24 protein-coding genes are annotated in these 22,971 nt (G+C 66.5%); 13 read left to right on the forward strand and 11 right to left on the reverse strand.

Features of this window, described 5'->3' with window-relative positions; translation table 11 throughout:
* Window positions 1-97 precede the first annotated feature (97 nt).
* Window positions 98-796 (reverse strand): uracil-DNA glycosylase, encoded by a 699-nt coding sequence (ung, locus tag ACFPOB_RS00250; RefSeq protein ID WP_377794956.1) that lies wholly within the window; start codon window positions 794-796, stop codon window positions 98-100.
* Entirely contained in the window at window positions 793-2,313 is a 1,521-nt protein-coding gene (locus tag ACFPOB_RS00255; RefSeq protein WP_377794957.1) for a bifunctional metallophosphatase/5'-nucleotidase, read from the reverse strand. Before ACFPOB_RS00255 ends, ung begins: the two co-directional genes overlap by 4 nt.
* A 153-nt stretch (window positions 2,314-2,466) precedes the next feature.
* Here ACFPOB_RS00255 and hemH point away from each other — a divergent pair, with 153 nt between their 5' ends.
* Window positions 2,467-3,504, forward strand: a complete 1,038-nt coding sequence (gene hemH / locus ACFPOB_RS00260; protein ID WP_377794958.1) for a ferrochelatase — start codon at window positions 2,467-2,469, stop codon at window positions 3,502-3,504.
* A gap of 9 nt (window positions 3,505-3,513) precedes the next feature.
* Here hemH and ACFPOB_RS00265 read toward each other — a convergent pair whose 3' ends face one another.
* Window positions 3,514-4,413, reverse strand: a complete 900-nt coding sequence (locus ACFPOB_RS00265) for an alpha/beta fold hydrolase (protein WP_377794960.1) — start codon at window positions 4,411-4,413, stop codon at window positions 3,514-3,516.
* 54 nt (window positions 4,414-4,467) lie between these two features.
* Between ACFPOB_RS00265 and ACFPOB_RS00270 the strand changes: the two genes are divergently transcribed.
* The 4 genes from ACFPOB_RS00270 (at window position 4,468) to ACFPOB_RS00285 (ending at window position 7,373) form a co-directional block, all read left to right on the forward strand.
* Window positions 4,468-5,031 carry a MarR family winged helix-turn-helix transcriptional regulator gene (locus tag ACFPOB_RS00270; RefSeq protein ID WP_377794962.1) on the forward strand — a complete coding sequence of 188 codons (564 nt, stop codon included), beginning with the start codon at window positions 4,468-4,470 and terminating at the stop codon, window positions 5,029-5,031.
* 1 nt (window position 5,032) lies between these two features.
* Entirely contained in the window at window positions 5,033-6,010 is a 978-nt protein-coding gene (locus tag ACFPOB_RS00275) for an SPFH domain-containing protein (RefSeq protein WP_092159092.1), read from the forward strand.
* Window positions 6,011-6,012: 2 nt separating this feature from the next.
* Window positions 6,013-6,459: an NfeD family protein gene (locus ACFPOB_RS00280; RefSeq protein WP_377794963.1), complete on the forward strand. Its 447-nt coding sequence runs from the start codon at window positions 6,013-6,015 to the stop codon at window positions 6,457-6,459.
* A 386-nt stretch (window positions 6,460-6,845) separates the two neighbouring features.
* Window positions 6,846-7,373: a L,D-transpeptidase gene (locus tag ACFPOB_RS00285; protein ID WP_377794965.1), complete on the forward strand. Its 528-nt coding sequence runs from the start codon at window positions 6,846-6,848 to the stop codon at window positions 7,371-7,373.
* A gap of 131 nt (window positions 7,374-7,504) precedes the next feature.
* Here the strand turns inward: ACFPOB_RS00285 and ACFPOB_RS00290 are convergent, their stop codons facing one another.
* Entirely contained in the window at window positions 7,505-8,452 is a 948-nt protein-coding gene (locus tag ACFPOB_RS00290) for a 2-hydroxyacid dehydrogenase (RefSeq protein ID WP_377794966.1), read from the reverse strand.
* A 236-nt stretch (window positions 8,453-8,688) separates the two neighbouring features.
* Here ACFPOB_RS00290 and ACFPOB_RS00295 point away from each other — a divergent pair, with 236 nt between their 5' ends.
* The 3 genes from ACFPOB_RS00295 to ACFPOB_RS00305 all read left to right on the forward strand — a co-directional run bounded on the left by ACFPOB_RS00295 (window position 8,689) and on the right by ACFPOB_RS00305 (window position 9,473).
* A complete protein-coding gene (locus ACFPOB_RS00295; protein ID WP_377794967.1) occupies window positions 8,689-9,006 on the forward strand; it encodes a DUF2853 family protein in 318 nt (105 codons plus the stop codon).
* Window positions 9,007-9,130: 124 nt separating this feature from the next.
* The gene (locus ACFPOB_RS00300) at window positions 9,131-9,262 is read left to right on the forward strand and encodes a hypothetical protein (RefSeq protein WP_377794969.1); all 132 of its coding nucleotides are present in this window, start codon (window positions 9,131-9,133) and stop codon (window positions 9,260-9,262) included.
* A gap of 7 nt (window positions 9,263-9,269) precedes the next feature.
* Entirely contained in the window at window positions 9,270-9,473 is a 204-nt protein-coding gene (locus tag ACFPOB_RS00305; protein ID WP_377794972.1) for a hypothetical protein, read from the forward strand.
* Between the two features lie 4 nt (window positions 9,474-9,477).
* Here ACFPOB_RS00305 and ACFPOB_RS00310 read toward each other — a convergent pair whose 3' ends face one another.
* Window positions 9,478-10,779 carry a class I SAM-dependent methyltransferase gene (locus ACFPOB_RS00310; RefSeq protein ID WP_377794973.1) on the reverse strand — a complete coding sequence of 434 codons (1,302 nt, stop codon included), beginning with the start codon at window positions 10,777-10,779 and terminating at the stop codon, window positions 9,478-9,480.
* Between the two features lie 237 nt (window positions 10,780-11,016).
* On the opposite strand from ACFPOB_RS00310, the gene ACFPOB_RS00315 reads away from it, so the two are divergent.
* The gene (locus ACFPOB_RS00315; protein WP_377794974.1) at window positions 11,017-12,531 is read left to right on the forward strand and encodes a methyl-accepting chemotaxis protein; all 1,515 of its coding nucleotides are present in this window, start codon (window positions 11,017-11,019) and stop codon (window positions 12,529-12,531) included.
* Window positions 12,532-12,863: 332 nt separating this feature from the next.
* Window positions 12,864-14,018, forward strand: coding sequence for a winged helix-turn-helix domain-containing protein (locus ACFPOB_RS00320; protein ID WP_377794976.1), 1,155 nt, complete (start codon window positions 12,864-12,866; stop codon window positions 14,016-14,018).
* 168 nt (window positions 14,019-14,186) lie between these two features.
* Here ACFPOB_RS00320 and ACFPOB_RS00325 read toward each other — a convergent pair whose 3' ends face one another.
* From ACFPOB_RS00325 to galE, 3 genes are all read right to left on the reverse strand, one after another.
* Complete coding sequence (locus ACFPOB_RS00325; protein WP_377794978.1) at window positions 14,187-15,434, reverse strand: SGNH/GDSL hydrolase family protein; 1,248 nt, start codon at window positions 15,432-15,434, stop codon at window positions 14,187-14,189.
* A 68-nt stretch (window positions 15,435-15,502) separates the two neighbouring features.
* Window positions 15,503-16,738, reverse strand: a complete 1,236-nt coding sequence (locus ACFPOB_RS00330) for a lytic murein transglycosylase (protein ID WP_377794980.1) — start codon at window positions 16,736-16,738, stop codon at window positions 15,503-15,505.
* 238 nt (window positions 16,739-16,976) lie between these two features.
* Complete coding sequence (galE, locus tag ACFPOB_RS00335) at window positions 16,977-17,966, reverse strand: UDP-glucose 4-epimerase GalE (RefSeq protein WP_377794982.1); 990 nt, start codon at window positions 17,964-17,966, stop codon at window positions 16,977-16,979.
* Between the two features lie 321 nt (window positions 17,967-18,287).
* Here galE and galU point away from each other — a divergent pair, with 321 nt between their 5' ends.
* Window positions 18,288-19,166, forward strand: coding sequence for a UTP--glucose-1-phosphate uridylyltransferase GalU (galU, locus tag ACFPOB_RS00340; RefSeq protein WP_377794983.1), 879 nt, complete (start codon window positions 18,288-18,290; stop codon window positions 19,164-19,166).
* A gap of 61 nt (window positions 19,167-19,227) precedes the next feature.
* On the opposite strand, the gene ppa is transcribed toward galU, so the two are convergent.
* Entirely contained in the window at window positions 19,228-19,767 is a 540-nt protein-coding gene (gene ppa, locus ACFPOB_RS00345; RefSeq protein WP_092159068.1) for an inorganic diphosphatase, read from the reverse strand.
* Window positions 19,768-19,910: 143 nt separating this feature from the next.
* On the opposite strand from ppa, the gene ACFPOB_RS00350 reads away from it, so the two are divergent.
* Complete coding sequence (locus ACFPOB_RS00350) at window positions 19,911-20,633, forward strand: fused DSP-PTPase phosphatase/NAD kinase-like protein (RefSeq protein WP_377794985.1); 723 nt, start codon at window positions 19,911-19,913, stop codon at window positions 20,631-20,633.
* 112 nt (window positions 20,634-20,745) lie between these two features.
* Here the strand turns inward: ACFPOB_RS00350 and ACFPOB_RS00355 are convergent, their stop codons facing one another.
* Entirely contained in the window at window positions 20,746-22,089 is a 1,344-nt protein-coding gene (locus ACFPOB_RS00355; RefSeq protein WP_377794986.1) for a hypothetical protein, read from the reverse strand.
* A gap of 81 nt (window positions 22,090-22,170) precedes the next feature.
* Here ACFPOB_RS00355 and ACFPOB_RS00360 point away from each other — a divergent pair, with 81 nt between their 5' ends.
* Window positions 22,171-22,335 carry a hypothetical protein gene (locus ACFPOB_RS00360; protein ID WP_377794988.1) on the forward strand — a complete coding sequence of 55 codons (165 nt, stop codon included), beginning with the start codon at window positions 22,171-22,173 and terminating at the stop codon, window positions 22,333-22,335.
* A gap of 99 nt (window positions 22,336-22,434) precedes the next feature.
* On the opposite strand, the gene hutX is transcribed toward ACFPOB_RS00360, so the two are convergent.
* A complete protein-coding gene (gene hutX, locus ACFPOB_RS00365; protein ID WP_377794989.1) occupies window positions 22,435-22,965 on the reverse strand; it encodes a heme utilization cystosolic carrier protein HutX in 531 nt (176 codons plus the stop codon).
* Window positions 22,966-22,971 lie beyond the last annotated feature (6 nt).

Consider the following 22,971-nt stretch of genomic DNA (forward strand, 5'->3'; position numbering starts at 1 on the left):
ATCGCGACAGCCCGAAAGCTCGTCACAATCCTCAACGCCGTCATCCGGGACAGACAACCATGGCGCGAACAAACCGCTTGACCAACAAGACAGTCGCTCACCACGCGATCGGTTCTTCCTTGTTCCGCTTCAGCCAGGCATTGGCCTGGCTGAACGGCTTCGAGCCGAAGAAGCCACGATTGGCCGAGAGCGGCGAGGGATGGGCGCTGGCGATGACGAGGTGCTTGTTCTCGTCGACCAAAGCGCGCTTGGCCTGCGCCGGCGCACCCCAGAGCATAAAGACGACATGCGGCCGGCGCTGCGAGATCGCCGCCAGGATCGCATCCGTGACCTCACGCCAGCCCAGCCGCAGATGCGAGCCGGCGAGGCTTGCCCCCTCGCGCACGCTGAGCGCGGTGTTGAGCAGCAGCACGCCCTTGGCCGCCCAGTCGGAGAGATCGCCATTGCGGACGATGGCGCGGTCCAGATCCGCACCGAGTTCGCGATAGATGTTGACCAGCGAGCGCGGCAGCGGCGGCGGCCCGACGTAGGAGAAGGCGAGCCCGTTGGCATGGCCCGGCGTCGGGTAGGGATCCTGGCCGAGAATGACGACGCGGACCTGGTCGAGCGGCATCAGCGCCAGCGCCGCCAGGAACCGTTCGGGCGCGGGCGCGACGACATGTCCGGCCGCGCGCTCGGCATCGACGGCGGCGCAGGCGCGCGCCACCGACCCATCGCGGAAAACGGCAAGGTCGCGCCAGGAGGCGGAGGCCGGCGCAGCCAGGAAGGCGTCGAGCGCCTCGCGATAGCCGCTCACTTCAGGACGGCCCGCCCCTCGACCTTGGCCTCGACCGTGCCGAGGCGGCGGATATAGACCATCACCTCATTGGCCATCAGCTTGCCGTCGGTCAGGCCGATCAGCGTCTTGCCACGGCCGAGCGCGGTGTAGCCGTCGCCGCCCGTCAGCATGAAGTTGTTCGTGGCGACCGTGTATTTGCCGGCCGGATCGATCTCCTTGCCGTCGACCTTCACGGAGGTGACGCGCGAGCCCTGCGGCTGCTTGAGGTCGGCCTCGAAGGTGAGGCCCGACACCACCGGGAAGCGGCCGGAGCCCTGCGGCGCGTCGCGCAGCCCGTTCTCGATCGCGTCCTTCACATCCTTGCCGGTGATCTCGACCATGGAGGTCGCATTGCCGAAGGGCAGTTCGCTCAAGACGTCACGCCGCGTCAGCTTGTGGCCGGCGGGATATTGCTTGTTGGCGCGGATGCCGCCGGCATTGGTGATGGCGAGTTGCGCGCCGGTCGCGGCCCTGATCGCATCGGCGATCAGATTGCCGATCGCGGACTCCTGGGTGCGGATCACGGAGGTTCGGGAATCGAGCGGGGTTCCCAGCGTTGCGATCTCGATGTCGAGCTCCTTCGACAGCTCGCTCTCATAGCCCTTGACGATGGCGGCGACCTCGGGATCGGGCGTCGCGGCGCGGCTGTCGTTGACGCGGAAGGTCGGCGTCCACTCGACCTTGCGATTGCCGCCTTCGCCCGTCGCCTTGGCGGCGATGTCGATCGCGGTGACGTAATTGCCCTCCTCGTTCGACTCGACCATCACCACCTTGCCGTCATAGGCGATGGCGAGGTCGTGGTCGTGGCCGGTCAGCAGAATGTCGACGACCCGCGAGCGCACGATTTCGTAATCCATCCTCCGGTCGGCATGGACAACGCCGACCAGGATGTCGGCGCCCTCACCCTTCAGCTTGCGCGCCTCGCGCCGCAGCGCCTCCATGGTCGAGGAGAACGTCAGGTCGCCGGGATTGGAGAGCTGCGGCGTCGGGTCGAAGGTCGTGCCGATCACGCCGACCTTGATCCCGCCAAGCTCGAAGATCTGGGAATCCTTGTGGCCGGGCAACGGGTTACCGGCCGCGTCGCGCAGATTGGCCGCGAAGGTCGGGTAAGTCTGGGCGGCGGCGAGCTTCAGATAGTTCTCCTTGCCGAAATCGAATTCGTGATTGCCGGGCACGAAGACGTCGATGCCCATCTTGTTCTGCATCGCGACGATATGGGCGCCCTGATCGAAGCCCGACATCAGCGAGGGTGAGTAGCAGTCGCCGGCATGGCAGAACAGCACGGGCACGCCGCGCGCACGCTCGGCCTTGGCGATGCCTGCAGCGCGGGCGAAGCCGCCTTTGCCCTTGTCGTCGCTCATCTTGTAGATGTCGTTGACGAGCAGCAGCGTGAAGCTCGCCGGTGGCGTCTGCGCCTTCGCCACGGGCGCGGTCGCGGCAAGGGCTGCTGGAGCGCCGAGAACGCGCAACGCGTGGCGGCGGGTCATCTTGGTCATCGGCGCGAACCCCTGCGGTTTTGATTTCGTCCAAGACTAGCAAGAGCCTTGCCGGCGTGCGAGACCCCTGCTCACGCAGTGTCGCACCCCGTATGGCCCGACTGGACGAAAACCGTAACTCGTCTAAATCACAGCCGAACGAAAGCGGATGCGATGAACCTCGAGCCGAGCTTGCCTCCTGACCACGCCAGCATCAGAAGCGGCCGCATCGGCGTGCTCCTGATGAACCTCGGCACGCCCGAGGGGACCAGCTACAAGCCGATGCGGGCCTATCTCAAGGAGTTCCTCTCCGACCGCCGCGTCATCGAGGAACCGCGCTGGAAATGGTGGCCGATCCTGAACCTGATCATCCTGTCGACGCGGCCCAGCCGCAAGGGCAAGGACTACGCGACGATCTGGAACAATGAGCGCGATGAGGGTCCGCTCAAGACGATCACCCGCTCGCAGACGGAGAAGCTCGCCGAACGGCTGGCGGGGGTTGCCCATGGCCGCATCACCGTCGACTGGGCGATGCGCTACGGCCTGCCGGATGTGAAAAGCCGCCTGAAGGCGCTGCTCGCCCAAGGCTGCGACCGCATCCTTCTGGTGCCGCTCTATCCGCAATATGCCGCGCCGACCTCGGCAACCGCCTGCGACCAGGCTTTTCGCGCCCTGATGGAAATGCGTTGGCAGCCGACGGTGCGGGTCGCCCATCCCTATTATGCCGACCCCGTCTATATCGACGCGCTGGCCACGTCGGTCCGCGCCTCGCTCGGCAAGCTCCCTTTCGAGCCGGAGGTCATCCTCTGCTCGCTGCACGGCATGCCCAAGGAATATCTGCTCAAGGGCGATCCCTATTACTGCCAGTGCGCCGTCACCGCCCGGCTGCTGCGCGACAAGCTCGGCCTCAGCAAGGAGCGCTTCCGCCTGACCTTCCAGTCGCGCTTCGGACCGGACGAATGGCTGCAGCCCTACACCGACGAGACCGTGAAGGCGCTGGCGCAGGGCGGGACGAAGTCGCTGGCGATCGTCGCGCCGGGGTTCTCGGCCGATTGCCTGGAGACGCTGGAGGAGCTCGACGGCGAGAACCGCGAGATCTTCCTGCACAATGGCGGCAAGGACTTCGCCTATCTGCCCTGCCTCAACGATTCCGAGGAGGGCATGCAGGTGATCGAGGCGGTGGTGCGCCGGGAGCTGATGGGCTGGGTGTGAGCGAGGACGCTACCCCACCACGAAGCGAGTCACGCTCTCCACCACCTGCCTGGCCTGCAGGATGCGCCGGTGTCCCAGCCCGCTCGTCTCCTGCAAGGTGACGAACGGCCCGGCCGCCGCCAGCGCTTGCGCATGATGGAAATCAAGCTCGCGATCCTGCCGGTCATGGATTACCAGGGTCGGCAGGCCGATCGCCTCCAGCTGCCCGCGGCCCTCGAAGGCCTCGACAGGATTGCCGGCGACACTGTGGATGCGACGCTCCAGCGCCGCCTGGCCGCGGCGCCCGAGCCCGATCGTCGCGCCGAAATTGCGGGTGATCGTCGTGACCGAGGACGGCGCGGCTACCAGAGCGAGACGACCGGCCCTCACCCGCGGCTGGCCCGGCACGCTGCGGGCGAGGCCGGCCAATGCGATCGCGCCGCCGAAGGAATGCGCCACGATCGCATGCACTGGCGCAAAGACACGCGCCACGGCGGCGAGCGCGGCGACGCCGAGCGGGATGTTGAGCTCTGCCCCGGTCGACGTGCCATGCGCCGGCATGTCGAAGGCGACGACGCGGAAGCCCTGCGCCAATAGCGGCTGCACGAAAGCGGTCATAAAAGCCGCCTCGCTGTTCCAGCCATGCAGCAGTATCACTGTCGGCGCCGGACCATCGCCATCTTGCAAGCGGGGCTCAGGTTCGAACAGATAGGTGCTGACCGTCCCGCACGGGTAGGATACCGCCTGCCGGATCGCCGGCGCGAGCCGGGCACGGGCGGCGATGATCGCCTTGCCGGTCCGGCTCTGTGGGCCGGGCGGGCGCGGCGGGGTACAGAAGAGCTTGAAGGCGGCGCGCCCGGCCGTATGCGGAGCAATGAAACTGCCGATGCGGACGAGAGGACGAATGACGCGAAGCGCTGTGCCGGGCATGATCGGAAACCTTGTTCGTTCAGCCTTGAACTATTATGTTCAGCGATGAACAAAATGCAAGAGCCGATTTCCGCACCCGCAACTGAGCCGAGTAGCACCGTGAAGTCGGGGCTTCCCTGGGACCTGCCGCGTTTCAAGAACTGGCTCGCGGTCGCGCGCATGCACCAGCTCTGGAAAAAGGTGTTCTCCGAGGCGCTGGCCCCGCTCGGCATCCAGCTTGCCCATTACGATGTCCTCGCCAATGTCTTCCGTACCCCCGGTCTGACCCAGCAGCAGCTTGCCGAGAAGCTGCTCGTCGGCCGCAGCGCCATGAGCATGCTCCTGCCCGAGCTCGAGCGGCGCGGCCTGATCGAGCGCCGCAATGACGAGGCCGACCGGCGCGTGCGCCGGCTCTGGCTGACCGGGGATGGCGAGGTCCTGACGCGCAAGGCGCTGGCGATCCACGCCGCCCGGATCGAGGCGATGATGGGCGTGCTCAGCGACGAGGAATGCAACGCCGTCGGCACGATGATGTGGCGGGTCGTCGGCTACCTCGAAGGCAGGCCGCCGCGCGAGCCGTCATCAGATGCTCGCAAAGGCACGCTTGAACCGAAGTCCCCGATTGCGCCGGAGAGCTGAGATGAATCCCACTGGCTTCGACATCGTCGTCGTCGCACTGGTCGCGCTGGTGATCCTAACGATCGCTCTGGGGGTGCGTACCATCCCGCAGGGCTTCAATTATACGGTCGAGCGCTTCGGCCGCTATTCGCGCACGCTGGGGGCCGGCCTCGGGCTGATCATCCCCTATATCGAGCGGATCGGCCACAAGGTGAATGTGATGGAGCAGGTGCTCGACATTCCCAGCCAGGAAGCGATCACCAAGGACAATGCCGGCGTGCGCATCGACGCCGCCGCCTTCTACCAGGTGCTCGACGCCGCCAAGGCCTGCTATGAGGTCGCCTCGCTCGACCAGGCGCTGATCGTCCTGACCATGACCAATATCCGCACCGTGGTCGGCTCGATGGACCTCGACCAGTTGCTGTCGCATCGCGACGAGATCAATGAGCGGCTGCTGCGGGTGATGGACGCCGCCGCCTCGCCCTGGGGCGTCAAGGTCACCCGCATCGAGATCCGGGACATCCTGCCGCCCGCCGACATCGCCGGCGCGATGAACCGGCAGATGAAGGCCGAGCGCGAGAAGCGCGCCGCCGTGCTCGAGGCCGAGGGTCTGCGCCAGGCCGAGATCCTCAAGGCGGAGGGCCAGAAGCAATCGCAGATCCTCGCCGCCGAGGGCCGCAAGGAGGCGGCGCTGCGCGATGCCGAGGCGCGCGAGCGTCTCGCCCAGGCGGAAGCGAACGCGACCGCCATGGTCAGCGAGGCGATCAGCCGCGGCGACATCCAGGCCGCCAACTTCCTGATCGCCGAGCGCTATACCGAGGCGCTGAAAGCGATGGCGAGCGCCCATAACAGCAAGGTTGTGATCGTCCCGATCGAGGCCGCCGCGCTCGCCGGCACCGTCGGCGGCATCGCCCAGCTCACCAAGGCCGTGTTCGGCGAGGATGCGGCGGCGAGCCGGCGCTCCGGCTCCGTACCGGCAGCGGGCCGCACGGAGGGCTGAGCATGCTCGACTGGTTCGCTTCCTTCGGCGGCTGGGCCTGGATCGTGCTCGGACTCGTCCTGGTCGGCGGCGAGATGCTGGCGCCCGGCGTCTTCCTGCTCTGGCTCGGCCTCGCCGCGCTGCTGACCGGCGCCATTGTCGGGCTGACCGGCCTCGCCTGGCAAGGCGCTCTCTTGGTCTTCGCGGCGCTCGCCGTGGCCTCCGTCCTCCTTGGCCGCGCCGTCACGCGCCATCGCAGCGAGGAGCCGGACACCGCGTCCGGCCTGAACGATCGCGGCCGCCAGCTGATCGGCAAGATCTTCAAGCTGGAAGCGACCATGGCCGGCGGCGAGGGCCGCATCCGCGTCGGCGATTCCTCCTGGCGTATTACCGGCCCGGAGCTGCTGGCGGGCACCGAGGTTCGCGTGGTGCGCGTCGACGGCGCGACGCTCGTGGTCGAGAAGGCTTGAACACCCGCCGCTGGCGGGCATTTTTCGCAAACCCTGCGGAAGCGCTTAACGGGCCGTTCATGCCAGCCATCGCTGCTCGTGGACCATGTCCGCCGCTTGCGTCATGACGGGCCCAGCGCCGCCGGGTATCGTATCTCAGGCCGCGCGGAGGTATCCGCCATGAGCATTTCGCACGGTCCGATCGACCTCGCCCTCGCCGCCCTGCTGTCGCTGCTGCTGGCGATGCTCGCGCTCGGCGGCGCTGTCGCCTGAAGGTGAGGTCGGTTAAGCCAGGATTCATCCTGAACCCGTTTGAATCGGCGGTTCACCATGCTGCTGAACCCCGGATTCACCGGCCGCTCGTCCAAATCCGCCTCCGAAGCGTTCAGATGCGCAAGGAGAAGGCCATGGCGGGCCGGCACGGACCGATCGATTTAATCCTCGCAGCAGCAGCCTCGCTGCTGATGCTGCTGGCGGTGCGGCCGGCGCAGGCGCGGGAGGTCGTCGACTTCCCCGATTACCGCTACCAGCCCGGCACGATCCTGATCCGCACGGCCGAGCGCAAGCTCTACTACATCGCCGCACCAGGGCAGGCTTTGCGTTACACCATCGCCGTCGGCAAGGCTGGCAAGCAGTGGCGCGGCGTCAAATATGTCGAGGAACTCCAGGTCGACCCGGCCTGGAGCCCGCCGGCCGAGGTCAGGCGCGACAATCCGCGGCTGCCCGACGTGATCCCCGGCGGTGCGCCCAACAATCCGATGGGCGCGCGCGTCATCGGCCTTGGGCCAGGCGGGCAATACGCCATCCACGGCACCAATAATCCGCGCTCGGTGGGCACCGCCGCCTCCTATGGCTGCTTTCGCATGTACAATAGCGACGTGATCGATCTCTACGCCCGGGTCCGCATGGGGACGCCCGTCATCGTGATGCCCTGACAGCCAATACGCGGCAGCGTCCCTCGCACCTAGAGCAATTCCGCAATTCTCCGAATCGCAGAATTGCTCTAAGTATTTCTCTTGTCGCATTTTCTTCACGCGAACCGGTGTCCACTTCGCTCGAAAATGCTCTAGAGTGCGACTGGCGACAGCAACGGTCGGCCGGCGAAGAATGCCTCCAGATTGGCGAGCAGCAGCTCCTGCTGCGCGACCTGGGCCGATTCCGCGTTCGCGGCGATATGCGGCGTCAGCACCACGTTCTCGAGCGCTTTGAGCCGATCCGGAATCGCGGGCTCGTGCTCGTAGACGTCGAGCGCGGCTCCCGCGATTGTTCCGCTTTCCAGCGCCTCGATCAGTGCGGCTTCGTCGACCGCGATGCCGCGCGATATGTTCACGAGATGACCGTCCGGACCGAGAGCACGCAGGATCCGCGCATCGATCGCGTGCCGGGTCTCGCCGCTCGCGCGGACCGAGACCATCAGGATATCGGCCCACTCCGCCAGCCCGAGCAGGCTGGCATGGTACTGATAGGGCAGCTCCGGACGCGGCGAGCGGTTATGGTAGCCGATCGTCATGTCGAAGGCGGCAGCGCGCACCGCAATGCGCTGGCCGATGGCACCCAGCCCGAAAATGCCCAGCTTGCGACCGGCCAGGCCCGGCACCGTCGCCATGCGCTCGATCGCGTTGCCCTGCCAGCGGCCAGCCCGCGCGAAGCGTTCGGCGGCTCCGATCTGCCGGGCGCTCGCCAGCATCAGTCCCATCGCAAATTCGGCAACGCTCGTCGCATTCGCGTCGGCGGCATTGCTGACCATTATGCCGCGCGCCCTCGCAGCGGCCCGCTCCACGCCTTCATTGCCCGTGCCATAACAAGCGATGAGGCTGAGATTGGGCAGGGCCTCGATCAGGGCCGCGTCGGTTTTCCAGGTTCCGACTGTCAGGAGCGCGCGCGCTGCCTCCGCTCCGGCTGGCAATGCCTCCGGCCGGGGATGGCTCATCGGCCCGAGCACCTCGTACCGTTCCTGCAAGCGCGCCACCAGGCGAGCCGGCATGCGCGGGGCCATCAGGATCGTCGGCTTCATGGCTGAAAGGTCCTCGGGGCGATTGCTGCATCGCAGCACTTGCCGCCCCCTGCTTCAACAACCCCTGGCGCCGGTCGGCCATCTCGCAGATGCAATACGAAAACACCGGGCAATCGGCGGGATTTTCCTGAACCCCTCCTCTCGCCTGCGGCAAAAAAGCCGGATATCGTTTTCCGTGGCGGTTAACGCTGAGTCCAGCGCGCCTTCGAACCGATATGTCTTCAGAGGGGTACCCGATGGATCATCTCGCCGACGTCAAGAAGTTCGCCAAGAAGCCCGTGAACGAGGCCGCTTTCGCCGGCATGAGCAAGGCCTATGCATTGGTGATGAGCAAGCCCGACACGCGCTACGTCGCCTGCTCCGACCCCGCCGAACTCGAACGCGTCCGCGATAACTTCCTGAAGAAGAAACTCGGCTTGAAGAGTGCCGACCTCGACGCCACCGTCAAGGCGACCTGCGAGCATATGAAGGCCGACAAGACCAAGTCGCGCCTGACTTTCTACTATCTGCTGGCCGAACATTACGGCAAGCTCGACGCCTTCGTGAAGAAATAGGTTTGAAAGCCTGGCCTGACCTGATGGCGCCCTTGCGGGCGCCATTCGCATTTTCAGGACCTGTCGCGAAAACCGCGCAGAGCGCCGCAAGCCCGAACACGAACGATCCGCTTGGGGGTTTTCGATGTTCACGCTGTCCCGCTCCGTTCTCTCAGGTCACGCCCAGACGCTCTTCACCGTCGCCGAGGCGACCTTCGCCTCGCTGATCGTCTTCGGCACCGGCCTCGCCTTTGGCGCCACCATCGGTTTCTTTTGAGGCGGTCATGCCGACCGTCGCCGCCTCAGCCGCCCGCCCGCATTTCAAGATCGGGCGCGACCGTGAGGGCCACTGGATCGCGGTCGAGACGCATGGCCGCGGCGGCGGCTATTTCCGCAGCCGGGACGATGCCCTGCACTATGCCCGCGCCGAGGCAGGCGCCGGAGCCGTGAGCTTCAGCAACCGGCCGCTCGCACTGCGCCTCTCATGACAGCTCAGCGGTAGAGATCGGCCCGCGTCAGCGGCAGGCCCGACGGGCCCTTGCGCCGCTTCGAGACCAGCGTCTGGTTGATCAGCGCCCCGCCCCGCTCGAAGGCGAGCGAGCAGCCGGCGAGGTAGAGCAGCCACATCCGCGTCCGCTCCGGCCCGACCTCGGCCTCCGCCGCAGACTTGTTCGCATTCAGCCGCTCGAACCAGAGCCGCGTCGTGCGCTGGTAATGCTCGCGCCAGCCTTCGACATCGTGGACCTCGAAGCCGTAGCGCTCGAGATTGGCGATCGACATGCCGAGATGATCGAGCTCGCCGCCCGGGAAGATGTAGCGCACCAGAGCCCGGTATTCGGCCGGCATCTTGTTGAAGGCCTTCTCGGTCTTCTTGGCGCGCCGCGAGATCGAGTGGTGCAGATAGAGCCCGCGCGGCTTGAGCAGCCGGTTCACCGCCTGAAAATAGGTCGGATGGTTGCGGATGCCGACATGCTCGAACATGCCGATCGATGAGATCTTGTCGAACTCCCCCTCCATCTGGGTGAAGTCCTTGAGATGGAGCGTGACCTTGCCGGTGAGGCCGAGCGCCTCGACCTTCTCGCGCGCCAGCTTGAGCTGCTCCTCGGCCAGCGTCACGCCATGCGCCTCGACGCCGTAATGCTGGGCGGCGTAGCAGACCAGAGCGCCCCAGCCGCAGCCGATGTCGAGCAGCTTGTCTCCCGGCTTCAGGCGCAGCTTGCGGCAGATCATCTCGAGCTTGTCGGTCTGCGCCCGTTCGAGATCGTCATGGTCTTCGGTGAAATAGGCGCAGGTGTAGACCATACGCTCGTCGAGGAAGAGCCTGTAGAAGGCGTTCGAGACGTCGTAGTGATGGGCGATGTTGGCCTTGTTCGTCGCCGGCTTGCCGTCGCGGGCGATCTCGTCGCCCTTGATGTGCTCCACCGCCTGCGGCGCCCGTCCCGGCGCGAACAGGAAGTGCCTGACCACATCGAACGCCGCCGCCTTGGAGATGCCGCGCGCCAGCCGGCCGACCTTGCCGTCGGGCCTTGCCGCCGCGAGATCGAAGATCGTGCCGTTCTCGATCGCGATCCGGTCGGAGACGTGCAGATGCAGCAAAGTATCGAGCTTCGGCTTGCGCAGCAGCGCCGCGACGACGCCGGCATCGCGGATCGCGATCATCAGTCCGTCTGCCGGCCAGCTCGCCGGCACGCGCGAGCCGTCCCAAAGCGAGAAACCGAGCTTCAGCCCCAGCTTCTGGTACGCCTCGGTCAGGAGCCGCCGCAGCGCCTCAATTCTCTTGCCGTCGCCGCTCATGCCTTGCCTGTTCCGACCGATATGCGCCGCCCTCTTAGCGCGGTTTTCGCCCGATCGGAATTCACGCCGTCAGAACGGCCTTGCCCTTCTGCAATCAGCGGCGGCTTGTCGAAACGGCACAACACGCAAAACGTGCAAGAGCCCGGCTAGGCAACCATTGTTCATTTCTTAACCATACTTTGCTCTGATTGCAGAGTGGCCAAAGGGGGCCGCGCATCGTGGTTGGGGGATCACATCATGTCGTCAGGGGATCAGCTCGACAGACGGCTGGACTTCATGCAGCTCGATCGCGAGGCGCGGGAGCGCATCGCCGGAATGGAAAAGAGCATCCTCGGCGCCTTGCCCGGCGCGCTCGATGCCTTCTACACCCAGGTCGCTGCCTTCCCCGAGACGAAGGCCTTCTTCAGCAATGCCGCCCATATGGACGGCGCGAAGAACCGCCAGATCTCGCACTGGAACCGCATCGCCAAGGGCCAGTTCGACCAGGACTATGTCCGCGCCGTCACCACCGTCGGCCAGATCCATGCCAAGATCGGGCTGGAGCCGCGCTGGTATATCGGCGGCTATGCCCTGCTGCTCGAGAACCTGCTCGCCAAGGTGCTGGAGGAGCGCTGGCCGAAAAGCCGTTTCGGCGGCCAGCTACCCGGCGCGGCCGAGCGCGGCGCCGAGATCGGCGCCATCGTCAAGGCCGCCCTGCTCGACATGGATTACGCCATCTCGGTCTATCTCGAAGCCTCCGAGGCGGCGCGCCTCAAGATCGAAGCGGAGGCCCGCGCCGTCGAGGAGGCCAAGGCGAAGGAGCGCGACAAGGCGATCGGCTATGTCGGCAACGGCATGGCGGCGTTGGCGCGCGGCGACCTGACCAATCGCATGGCTGACGACATGCCGGCCGAATACGCCAGCATCCGCGACCATTTCAACGATGCCATGACCAAGCTCGGCGAGATGGTCGCGAGCATCAAGACCAGCTCCGCCGCCATCGCCGCCTCGTCGCAGGAGATCAACAGCGGCGCCAACGATCTGTCCTTGCGCACCGAGCAGCAGGCATCGGCCCTGCAGCAGACGGCGGCGACCACCGAAGAGCTCACCGCCTCGGTCAAGAGCTCGGCCCAGTCCTCGCGTCAGTCGGTGATGCTGGCCGACAACGCCTCGGCCGTGGCCCGCACCGGCGGCGAGATCGTCAAGGACGCGATCGAGGCGATGGCGCGCATCGAGGGGGCCTCAAAGAAGATCTCCGAGATCACCAGCGTGATCGATGGCATCGCCTTCCAAACCAACCTCCTGGCCTTGAACGCAGCCGTCGAAGCCGCCAGGGCCGGCGATGCCGGGCGCGGCTTCGCGGTCGTCGCCGCCGAGGTCAGGGCGCTGGCGCAACGTTCGGCCGAGGCCGCCAAGGACATCACCGGCCTGATCGGTTCCTCCGACGTCGAGGTCGTCGAGGGTGTGCGCCTGGTCCGCCAGGCCGGCGAGACACTGGAGAAAATCGTCGAGGCCTCGATGCAGGTCTCGTCCACCGTCAACGAGATCGCCGCCGCCGCCGGCGAGCAGGCCAACGGCATCGACGAGATGGCCCGCACCGTCAGCCATATGGACGAGATGACCCAGAGCAATGCCGCTTTGGCCGAGGAGAGCGCCGCCTCGGCACGGGCCCTGCTCGATCAGATCGAGCGCCTGAACCGTTTCGTCAGCACCTTCCGGACCACGCAAGGCGAGGAGGCAACGGCACCGGCTCGACGCAGCCGGGCGGCCTGAGCCTCTGCCGGAACGGCCGGGGCCGCGTGGGCTGCAACACACGGCACCTCCGTCTTTCCGGTGTTCCGCTCGCTGCAGCCGATCCAGGTTTGAGTTGCGGCGCTCGGAGCCGTCTGCTTTCGGCGGAAAGCGTATCGGCGATCGCAAGCTGGGACGCAGTGTGTGCCAAGGGTGGCGGACCAAGGGCTTCGTCGACGCCAGCGCGGCAGTCCTGCCCCAGATCAACGGCCGGCAAGGTACCGGGCCTGTCACTCGTCGCCGCCGACAGCTTCTGTCAGGAATGCGGGCCATCGCCACTTATCGGCGCACCGGCTTGTCGCTAGCTTGCCCAGATGGCGACGCGACCGCGAAAGATTCTGACATTCGACAAGGCGGCGGCGCGCCGGGGCTGGCTCAAGGCCCAGAAGCTCGACATGCGCGAGCCCTTCGGTTCTGGCGCGGAGGCGACGGCGGCTGCGGTCGCCCATCTCGGCTATGTCCAGATCGACACGATCAATGTCGTCGAGCGCTGTCACCACCACATCCTCTACAGCCGGATTCCCGGCTATAGCCGCGACGACCTCGCGCAGGCGCAGTCGCAGGACAAATCGGTGTTCGAGTACTGGACGCATGCGTTGTCCTATGTGCCGACTGCGGACCTGCGCTATTTCCTGCCGGCGATGAAGGCACATCGCGCCGAGCCGAAGCGCTGGGCTGCGGTCGGCAGCCGCGAGGAGACGCGCAAGCTGCTGCGCCGAATCCGCAAGGACGGCGCCCTCACCATCCGCGACATCGACACCGACGTCCTGGTCGAGAAGACGCATCTGTGGGCGAGCAAGAAGCCGTCAAAAGGCCTGCTCGAGCGCGCCTTCTATGATGGCGAGCTCGCGATTTCGGCCCGCGCCGGCATGCTCAAGACCTATGAGCTGATCGACCGGCATTTCGGCTGGGGAAAGCAGCCAGCGCCGGCATCGGAGCGTCAGGTCGCCGCCTACAAGCTGGACCGGGCGTTGCGGGCGCAAGGGATCGTCAGCCTGGATTCGATCTGCCATCTCGATGCGCCCAGCAAGAAGGCGATCGCCGAACTGATCGCTGCGCGCGTCAGGCGCAAGGAGCTGGTGCCGGTCGCGATCGAGGGTGCCGAGAGGACCCCGCATTGGGCGATGCCGGAGGTGCTGGAGCCATCGGAGCCGGTCGACGACAGCCTCGTCCACATCCTCTCGCCCTTCGACCCGCTGATCATCCAGCGCAAGCGGCTGAAGCTATTCTTCGGCTATGACCATGTCTTCGAGGCCTATCTGCCGAAGGAAAAGCGCGTCTTCGGCTATTTCGGCCTGCCGGTACTGGCGGGGGACCGCATCGTCGCCGTCGCCGACCTCAAGACCGACCGGGCGGCGCGCAAGCTCCTGGTGCAGCAATGGACCTGGCTGGAGCCTGAGCCGTCCGCGGAGCTGCGGCGGCAGGTCGACGAGGAGATGCAGCGCTTCGAGCGCTTTCAGCTGGCATAACCACGCCGTCTTTCCAGGACGCGGCGTTGCAACGAGCCCGGAACCCATGAACACCGGCAGAGCCGAACAAGACTCACCGATCATCGCCCTTGTGGAAATGCGCTGTGGCTATGGGTTCCGGGCTCACGCCTTTGGCGTGCCCCGGAAAGACGGAGCGGCTCCGCTGCTTCAATCGCCCCGCGGCCAGCGGAAATCGTCGGCGCGGCCGGGGCGCGGCTCAGGCGCGATGCCCTGGCCGAAGACGCGGTCGAGCCCCGCCGCGACGTCGCCGCGGCCGCGCGCTTCCTGGATCGAGGCGATCAGCGACGCATCGCCGCCCAGGGAGACCGCCCCGGTCAGGGGCAGGATCGGGCCGGCAAGCGGCCTAGGCGGGACCACCGGCAAGAGCGGAAGATCAGTCGGCGCGCCGCTGACCATGCGGTCGATCAGGCGTTCGACATCCATGGGCTGCGGCGGCGGCGAGGGCGTGCCCTCTGCCTCGGGAGGAACGGGCAGGGCGATGACGTTCTGCGTCGGCGTCTTCTCCAGGATGCGGCGGATGACGACGTCGACGAAATGCGCCGCCTTGCGGGCGCCGGCCTTGGTGAAATGGACGCCGTCGCCGAGCCGCAGCCGGGCGACCTGGCCGTTCACGTCCGGCCCCATCGCCGTATAGCGGTTCTCCGTGTCGACATAGGCCTCCCAGAGGTCGACGAACTGGCCGCCGGCCCCCTCGGTTCCCTTGCGAAAGAGATCGTTCAGCGTGGTCAGGTCGGTGGATAGGCGAGGATTCTGCATCGGCGGCGCGCCGACCCAGATCAGCGGCACGCGCTTGGCGCTGAAGGCCGAGGCGACCGCCTCGATCCGCGCCCTGTAAAGCTGGAGCCAGCGCTCGCTCAGCGGCTCATGGGTGATCTCGCCTTCGCGGATGACCTGCCGGTCGTTCGGCCCGAGCACGACGACGCCGACCATGACCTTGGCGTCCGCCGCCAGCAGCTCGCCGGCCATTTTGGGCCAGTCGTAGAAATCGCTGCGGACTAGGCCGCTATCGGCCTTGGCCTTGTTTTCGACCGCGACGTCGGCGCGGTCTTGCAGGCTGTCTTCCAACCCTTCGGCGATCTGCCCGGCGAGCGTGTCGCCGATGACCAGGACGTGGTGGTTGACGTCGACCTTGGGGATGACCGGGTCGTCTCGGACGACGACGCGGGTCGGCGCCCGGCGCTGCTGGACCGGGCCGACGCGCTGCCGCTGCGGGCGTGGCTGAGCGACGGGCTTCTCGGGAATCTGCCAGAACATGTTGAAAAGGCTGCGCCCCTGCGGCGGTGCCTGCGGTATCCGGCCCGGCGGCACCGGGTTCTGGGCGACCGAGATCGGCCCGCCGGTGACGAGCACGAGCAGGGCCGCAGCCAGTACCATGAAGAGCGAACGCGGACGCATCGTGCTCTCGATCGGCGCCGGTCGGGGAGTGGCACCGGAAGGCAATATAGTCGCGATTGCCCGCTTCGTCAGCGGGGCGCCTTCATCCGCGCCAGTAGCGCCGGGGTCGGGTAGCCGTCGGCGAGCATGCCGACGCGCAGCTGATACTGTCTGACCGCCTCGCGCGTGCCGGTGCCGATGCGCCCGTCGGCGTCGTGATTGTAGAGACCGAGGGCCTTCAGCCGGCGCTGGACGTCGGTGGTGCCGGCCTTGTCGAGCCGTGGTGCCTTCACCGGCCATTCGCCCTGCAGCGCGGGCCTGCCGACGATCCGGTCGCCGAGATGGCCGACGGCGAGCGCATAGGCGTCGGACGAGTTGTACTTCTTGATCACGTCGAAATTCGCGGTCAGCAGCAGGGCCGGGCCTGTATGGCCGGCCGGATAGAACAGGCGCGCCTCACCGGAGGACGGGAGCGAGCCGCCGTCGGCGCGGCGCACGCCGGCGGAACGGAACGATGAGAAGCTGGCGCGGTAGAGGTTGTGATCGAAGCCGTCGGGCACCACGACCTCGATCCCCCAGGGCAGGCCGGGGGTCCAGCCATAGCCCTTGAGGTAGTTGGCGGTCGAGGCGATCGCGTCGCTGGTCGAGGTCCAGATGTCGGCATGGCCGTCGCCGGTCTGGTCGACCGCGTATTTCATGTAGCTCGACGGCATGAACTGGGTGTGGCCCATGGCGCCGGCCCAGGAGCCGCGCAATTCGCTGCGCTCGACATAGCCCTTCTCGATCAGCTCCAGCGCGGTCAGGAGCTCGTCGCGGAAGAAGTCGCCCCGATAGCGGATGCTCGCCAGGGTCGCGAGCGAGCGGATCACGTCCTTGTCGCCCTTGAACGAGCCGTAATTGGTCTCCATCCCCCAGATGCCAAGGATGATCTCCTTGGGCACGCCATAGCGGGATTCGGCCTGGGCCAGCACGCTTGCTTGGGCATCGAGCATCTCCCGGCCGCGTGAAATGCGCGAGCCGCCGACGGCGCTGTTGAGATAGCTCCAGATCGGCGCGGTGAATTCCGACTGCTTGCGGGTCAGCGCGACGATGGAGGGATCTGGCGTCACGCCCTGGAAGGCGAGGTCGAAGGTCTTGCGCGAGATGCCGCGCAACTGCGCCAGCGGCCAAAGCGTCTTCAGGAAGCCATCGAAGCCGGGTGCGGCTGGGCGGGCCTCGGGCTTGGGAACTTGTGCCCGCGCCGGATTGATCGAACCCGTCGTCTGCGCGAGCGCTGGCCCGAGGCCGAGCGCCGCTGCGAAGGCGAGAACGGTGACGGGGCGCATGGTTGCTCCTCTGGCTCGGTCGCGGGGTCTTTCCACCACAGCGCCTGATCGAGGTTAACCATGGGTTAACGCCGCGCCAATCCCTGTCCCAGCGGCCAAACATGAAGCCATCATCCTGAGCGGGCCGCATCAGCGGTCGTCTCGAAAGGATGCTTCAGCTGTCTCCGGAGCCTCGTGGACCACCTTCGAGACGCGATCTGCGATCGCTCCTCAGGATGAGGGCTGAGAGAATGCGGTGTTAGCTCGCATTGCGCTTGCGCAGGCTCTCCTCCCAGGCCAGCGCCTGGGTGACGATCTCGGTGAGGTCGTCATGCTCCGGCCGCCAGCCGAGCTCGGTGCGAATGCGGTCGGCCTTGGCGACCAGCGCTGCCGGATCGCCGGCGCGCCGCGGCGAGAGGCGGACCGGGAAGTCGACGCCTGAGACCTGCTTCACCACCTCGGTGACCTCCTTGACCGAATAGCCGCGGCCATAGCCGCAGTTCAGCGTCAGGTTCTCGCCACCGGCGCGCAAATGATCGAGCGCCGCCAGATGGGCGCGGGCGAGGTCGGTGACGTGGATATAGTCCCGGATGCAGGTGCCGTCCGGCGTCGGATAGTCGGTGCCGAAGATGTCGAGCCCGGCGCGCTGGCCGAGCGCGGCCTGGCTCGCGACCTTGATCAGATGGGTGGCGTTGGTGCTGGACTGGCCCGAACGCCCCTTGGGGTCGGCGCCAGCGACGTTGAAATAACGCAGCGCGACATAGGTCAGGCCATGAGCGCGGGCGACGTCGCCAAGCATCCATTCGCTCATCAGCTTGGAGCGGCCATAGGGGTTGATCGGGTTGAGCGCGATCTCCTCCGGCACCGGCGAGACCGGCGGCTCGCCATAGACGGCGGCGGTCGAGGAGAAGATCACATGCCTGACGCCGCCGCGCACGGCGCTTTCGAGCAGCGCGCGCGTCTTGACGGTGTTGTTGTGGTAGTAGCCGAGCGGATCGGAAACCGAATCCGGCACCACGATCTTCGCGGCAAAATGCGCGATCTCGCTGATGCCATGCTCGGCGATGGTGCGCTCGACCAGGGCCTGGTCGCCCATGTCCCCGCGCACGAGGGTCGCCTCCTGCGGCACCGCCCACCAGAAGCCGGTCGAGAGATCGTCGAGCACCACGACCTTCTCGCCGCGGTCCAGAAGCTCGAGGACCATGTGGCTGCCGATATAGCCGGCGCCGCCCGAAACCAGAATTGCCATCTTCGTCTCCTCGTCACGTGATCCCCATAGAACGGAATCACGACAGTTCGAACCAGCCTGTCTGCCGCACATGACTAATCTCTGGCGTCGCCCGGATGAAGCCATGCAAGATTGGTGACCAGGGTGGCAAATCTGGCAGAGTGCGGAAAAAATATTGACGTGTCGGCAAGGCCCTACTGGTATTCGAAAGCGGGGCCGGCCCGGCTTTCGCCAGATTCACGGGCCAGCCTTGAGCAGCCGGCATGAATCGGGCGAAGCCGGCTCTCCCGAAGCCCTCCGATCTTCAGCAGGCGCGCGCCTCGGCGCGCGAGATGGACGCGCATGATCAAGAAAATCCGCAAGGCGGTCTTCCCCGTCGCCGGCCTCGGCACCCGTTTCCTGCCTGCGACGAAGGCGATCCCGAAGGAGATGCTGACCATCGTCGACCGGCCGGTGGTCCAGCATGTCGTCGACGAGGCGCGCGCCGCCGGGATCGAGCATTTCGTCTTCGTTACCGGCCGCAACAAGGCTGTGATCGAAGACCATTTCGACATGGCTTATGAGCTCGACGACACTCTGGCCAAGCGCGGCAAGGTGAAGGAGCTCGACGCGCTCAAGCACGATCTGCCGGCCGCCGGGACGGCGAGCTTCACCCGCCAGCAGGCGCCGCTCGGTCTCGGCCACGCGGTCTGGTGCGCCCGCGACATCGTCGGCGACGAGCCTTTCGCGCTGCTGCTGCCGGACATGCTGCACCACACCAGCGGCAAGGGCTGCCTCGCCGAGATGATTGCGGCCTATGAGGAGCATGGCGGCAACCACATCGCGGTCGCGCCGGTGCCGGAGGACCAGACCCATCAATACGGCATCGTCGGCGTCGCCGACGCCAAGGCCAAGGTCTCGCAGATCAGCAAGATGGTCGAGAAGCCGCCGAAGGGGACGGCACCGTCGAACCTGCACATCACCGGCCGCTACATCCTGCAGCCGACGATCTTCGATCTGCTCGCCAAGCAGGAGAAGGGCGCCGGCAACGAGATCCAGCTCACCGATTCGATGATCGCGCTGGCGCAGAAGGAGAAGTTCTTCGCCGTGCGCTTCGACGGCGACATCTTCGACACCGGCTCGAAGATCGGCTTCCTCAGCGCCAATGTCGCCTATGCGCTGGAGCGCGGCGATCTCGGCCCGCAGCTGCGGGCCGAGATCGAGCGGCTGTTGAAGAGATAGACAACACTGAACGCCATGGTCGGGTCGAGCCCGGCCATGGCGCGTCTCTCAATGACGGGGATCAGCCCGACTTGGCCTTCTTGGCCCGCTCGATCGCCTCGACGATCAGCTGCTTGGCCTTGGCGGCGTCGCCCCAGCCGGTGAGCTTCACCCACTTGCCGGGTTCCAGGTCCTTGTAGTGCTCGAAGAAGTGCTGGATCTGGTCGAGCGTGATCTGCGGCAGATCGGTGTAGTTCGTGACGTTCTCGTAGCGCTTGGTCAGCTTGGGGACCGGCACCGCGATGATCTTCTCGTCGCCGCCGCCCTCGTCTTCCATCATCATCACGCCGATCGGGCGGACCGCGATATAGGAACCCGGCACCAGCGGACGGGTATTGGCGACGAGCACGTCGCAGGGGTCCCCGTCTTCCGACAGCGTATGCGGGATGAAGCCGTAATTCCCGGGATAGCGCATCGGGGTATAGAGGAAGCGGTCGACGAAGAGCGTGCCGGCTTCCTTGTCCATCTCGTATTTGATCGGTTCGCCGCCGATCGCGACCTCGATGACGACGTTGACCTCTTCCGGGGGATTCTTGCCGATGGCGATGGCGTCGAGCCGCATGTACCTGACCTGTCGATGACAAAACTTCGGGAGGCCTTATGCGCGGTTGCGGCGCAAAGGCCAAGCCCGGCTTTTAGTCGGAGTTACCGATTTGCGCAGTGGCGCGCGCGCTGCTATCGGGCCGGGATGACAGGTGCGATCCCATGCTGAACCGCTGGCGGCGGCCGGAAGACCGCTATGCGAGGCGCATGGCGCGGATCGCGCGTTGGGACCGCCCCTTGCGCGGCCGGCTCGATCGTGCCCGTGCCTGGGCCAATATGCTGCTGTCCGATCACGGCATCTTCCGGCTCGCCTATCTCAACGCCCATCGCGTCACGCCGCAGCTCTGGCGCGCCGCCCAGCCGGCGCCGACGGACATCGCCTGGTTCGCCCGCCAGGGCGTCAACACCATCGTCAACCTGCGCGGCGGCCGCGAGCACGGTGCCTGGCCGCTGCAGAAGGAGGCCTGCGAGCGCCATGGCATCGCGCTGGTCGAGTTCGTACTGCGCTCGCGCGGCGCGCCCGACCGCGATACCATCCTCGCCGCGCCGGCCTTCTTCGCCGGGCTGAAGACGCCCGCGCTGGTGCATTGCAAATCCGGAGCCGACCGGGCCGGCTTTTTCGCCGCGCTCTATCTGCTGCTCCATGAGAAGCGGCCGCTCGCCGAGGCGATGGCCGAGCTCTCGCTGCGCTACGGCCATTTCCGCTTCGCCAAGACCGGCATCCTCGATGCCTTCTTCGAGGCCTATGCCCGTGAAGGCGCCAGCAAAGGCATGCCGTTCCTCGACTGGGTGGCGAAGGAGTATGATCCCGAGCGGCTCGAGCGCGAGTTCAAGCCGGGCTTCTTCTCCTCGCTGCTCGCCGACCGGCTGATCCGGCGCGAATAGTCCAAGCCTGGAGCCTCGCCGGCGGGCGCTACTTTGCCGTCCAGGCGTCCTCGCATTGCTTGTGAGCGATTCCCGAAGCGGAACCGCTGCGCATCGTTCTGCCAGGATTGCTTCAGGCGGCTGCCGCGAGTGGTGCCTTGCCGATCGCAGTCCATGTCAGGCGCAGATGCAGCAGCAGGCGCAGCAGCGAGACCAGGCCGATCGCGGCAAGCAGGGCGGGCGACAGGCTGCCGAAACTCCAGATCACGATCGCGATTACGGCGAGCGCCAGGGCATTGGCCGACATCTGGCTGCGCGGGCGCGATGAGAAGGTCCCCATTTCCTGCAAGGGGCCGACCAGCGCGCTGCAGCCATAGAACAGCGTCATGACCGCCATCACCTCGCCGACACCGCCCCATTTGGTGCCATTCAGGATGAGCAGGTCGGCGCCGATCGCGACGAGGGCAATAGCGACGAAGAGTGCGATCGCGGCGGCCATCATGGCCCATGTCAACAGGCGGGCGCGTCGTTGCCGGTCGCGATCCCGATGCCCGCGCAGATCGCTCATCACCAGCGGCGTCGTCACGGCGCCGAACATCTGCGCCGGCATGTCGAGCAGACGCATCGCCAGCACCACATGCGCCGCCAGGACCGGGTCGCTCGACATCGGCAGAACCACTAACGGCGCTACCGAGAAGCCAAAGGAGAGCAAGGTCGACGGCAGGAGATAAGTCGGCGCGCTGCGCCATTGCCAACCGGCAGCGAGCAGCTCGGTCAGCGACCAGCGCGCAGGATGCAGCATCCGCAGCAGCGAGCGCCGTCGCCGCCAGACGAGATAGCAGGCCGTGACGGTGTGACCGAAGGCATCGGCCGCGAACAGGGCAAGCGAGACCGGTCCGAGCGGCCAGATCAGCAGGATCATCATTCCTGGCTGGACCAATGCCTGAACGACGTTGCTGTTGCCGATCGTGCCGAAGTCGCCTTCCGCCGTGGCTTCTGCCAGAAGCAGGCGGATCGCCGCCCGGCTGGCCAGGGAGATCAGGAAGAGCGCGCCGAAACCACGCAGCACCCAGCTTTGCGCCGCCGCGAACAGAACCAGGATCGTCGCTACGGCGAGAAACATCGTGCCCGCGGTCACCGCCAGGCGAAAGGCCCGGCCGAGCCGCATCCGGTCGTTGCTCTGAAAGAAAACCGCCTCGAAACGCAGCAGCACCATGATCGCGACGAAGTTCGCCAGCGCTCCGAAGATCGCAAAATCGGTGAAGACCTTCGGCGGGCACAGGGCCGCGGCGAGCAGAAGCCCCCACACCGACAGCAGCCTTGCCTGGACGAAACGCAACGCCAGCATCGCCCCGTTGCGCAAGCTGCCGTGCCTTACCAGCGCGGCGGGAAAGGTGTTGGAGTTGGCAGCGGCCAGCGTGGGGCCGATTAAATCTTTGGCCAGGTTGGCCCGTGTCAGGGCTAGCTGCGCCGCCATCTCAGCGTCCTCAACCGGGGCCTCAAGCAGGCTGCCTGCGCCGGCTGGCTGGCCACGGCGTTCGCCTGACGGAGCCGGCGCGTGATCAACGGGCTCGATCACGTCGCTTCGCTCCGCATCTTGAAGGCTGCGCCTGTATGGTTAACGTTTGGTAAATTCTTGACCTTTCAGGCGCCGATGGCGCAGCTCAATCGATATGATGGTGGCTATGGCGGAAAAGTGGCGACTGACGTCATTTATAGGTGATCGGCTTGCCGCCACAAGCGCATCGATCGACGACGCAAAGCCTCCGCCGGCGGCCGGCAGAGGCTTTGCTGGTGTGCCCGACAGCCGAAGCTGCCTATCTCAGGCAAAGTCGCGCTTCAGCGCCTCGAAGCGCGCAACTTGATCGGGCAGAAGCTCGCGCGCGGCGTCGCGGCGGACGAAGACCTTGAACATCGCCTCGCCGGCGCCGTTGAAGAACTGCACCGAGCAGGAGCGGCGGCCATGGAAGGCGCGGTCGACGAGATAGATCGCCTTGCAGCTGCCGGCCTTGATATGGCCCCCGATCGGGCTGTCGCCGTGGATGTTGTAGTAGCCATGGCCGAAGGAGCCCACCGGCAGCGAGCCCTCGCATTCCAGCACGATATCCGGCGTGTGCACGATGAAGAGCACTGTGCCCCAGGTGGCGAGCTCCTGCCAGAGCGCCTCGAACCGTTCGGCGGCGATGAGGCGGCGCTGCTCCTCCGGCGTCGCCTCGAGCACGGCGAGCGTCGAGACGCCGTGCTCGCGCGCGACCGCCTCGATCACCCCGTCCGGCTTGGCGGCGAGCGCCGCCCGGACCTTTTCCATGGCCTCGGCCGGAGCGGCCGGAGCCAGCGTTTCAGCGAGCGACATCGTCTG

The sequence above is a fragment of the Allobosea eneae genome (assembly GCF_042657265.1).
In the GTDB taxonomy this organism is placed as follows: Bacteria; Pseudomonadota; Alphaproteobacteria; order Rhizobiales; family Beijerinckiaceae; genus Allobosea; species Allobosea eneae.

Bases quoted from the DNA above. Each gene is read 5' to 3' on its own strand.
- ACFPOB_RS00255 (WP_377794957.1), bottom strand. From the start codon at position 2,313: ATGACCAAGATGACCCGCCGCCACGCGTTGCGCGTTCTCGGCGCTCCA.
- hemH (WP_377794958.1), top strand. From the start codon at position 2,467: ATGAACCTCGAGCCGAGCTTGCCTCCTGACCACGCCAGCATCAGAAGC.
- ACFPOB_RS00265 (WP_377794960.1), bottom strand. From the start codon at position 4,413: ATGCCCGGCACAGCGCTTCGCGTCATTCGTCCTCTCGTCCGCATCGGC.
- ACFPOB_RS00270 (WP_377794962.1), top strand. From the start codon at position 4,468: ATGCAAGAGCCGATTTCCGCACCCGCAACTGAGCCGAGTAGCACCGTG.
- ACFPOB_RS00275 (WP_092159092.1), top strand. From the start codon at position 5,033: ATGAATCCCACTGGCTTCGACATCGTCGTCGTCGCACTGGTCGCGCTG.
- ACFPOB_RS00280 (WP_377794963.1), top strand. From the start codon at position 6,013: ATGCTCGACTGGTTCGCTTCCTTCGGCGGCTGGGCCTGGATCGTGCTC.
- ACFPOB_RS00285 (WP_377794965.1), top strand. From the start codon at position 6,846: ATGGCGGGCCGGCACGGACCGATCGATTTAATCCTCGCAGCAGCAGCC.
- ACFPOB_RS00290 (WP_377794966.1), bottom strand. From the start codon at position 8,452: ATGAAGCCGACGATCCTGATGGCCCCGCGCATGCCGGCTCGCCTGGTG.
- ACFPOB_RS00295 (WP_377794967.1), top strand. From the start codon at position 8,689: ATGGATCATCTCGCCGACGTCAAGAAGTTCGCCAAGAAGCCCGTGAAC.
- ACFPOB_RS00300 (WP_377794969.1), top strand. From the start codon at position 9,131: ATGTTCACGCTGTCCCGCTCCGTTCTCTCAGGTCACGCCCAGACGCTC.
- ACFPOB_RS00305 (WP_377794972.1), top strand. From the start codon at position 9,270: ATGCCGACCGTCGCCGCCTCAGCCGCCCGCCCGCATTTCAAGATCGGG.
- ACFPOB_RS00310 (WP_377794973.1), bottom strand. From the start codon at position 10,779: ATGAGCGGCGACGGCAAGAGAATTGAGGCGCTGCGGCGGCTCCTGACC.
- ACFPOB_RS00315 (WP_377794974.1), top strand. From the start codon at position 11,017: ATGTCGTCAGGGGATCAGCTCGACAGACGGCTGGACTTCATGCAGCTC.
- ACFPOB_RS00320 (WP_377794976.1), top strand. From the start codon at position 12,864: ATGGCGACGCGACCGCGAAAGATTCTGACATTCGACAAGGCGGCGGCG.
- ACFPOB_RS00325 (WP_377794978.1), bottom strand. From the start codon at position 15,434: ATGCGTCCGCGTTCGCTCTTCATGGTACTGGCTGCGGCCCTGCTCGTG.
- ACFPOB_RS00330 (WP_377794980.1), bottom strand. From the start codon at position 16,738: ATGCGCCCCGTCACCGTTCTCGCCTTCGCAGCGGCGCTCGGCCTCGGG.
- galE (WP_377794982.1), bottom strand. From the start codon at position 17,966: ATGGCAATTCTGGTTTCGGGCGGCGCCGGCTATATCGGCAGCCACATG.
- galU (WP_377794983.1), top strand. From the start codon at position 18,288: ATGATCAAGAAAATCCGCAAGGCGGTCTTCCCCGTCGCCGGCCTCGGC.
- ppa (WP_092159068.1), bottom strand. From the start codon at position 19,767: ATGCGGCTCGACGCCATCGCCATCGGCAAGAATCCCCCGGAAGAGGTC.
- ACFPOB_RS00350 (WP_377794985.1), top strand. From the start codon at position 19,911: ATGCTGAACCGCTGGCGGCGGCCGGAAGACCGCTATGCGAGGCGCATG.
- ACFPOB_RS00355 (WP_377794986.1), bottom strand. From the start codon at position 22,089: ATGGCGGCGCAGCTAGCCCTGACACGGGCCAACCTGGCCAAAGATTTA.
- hutX (WP_377794989.1), bottom strand. From the start codon at position 22,965: ATGTCGCTCGCTGAAACGCTGGCTCCGGCCGCTCCGGCCGAGGCCATG.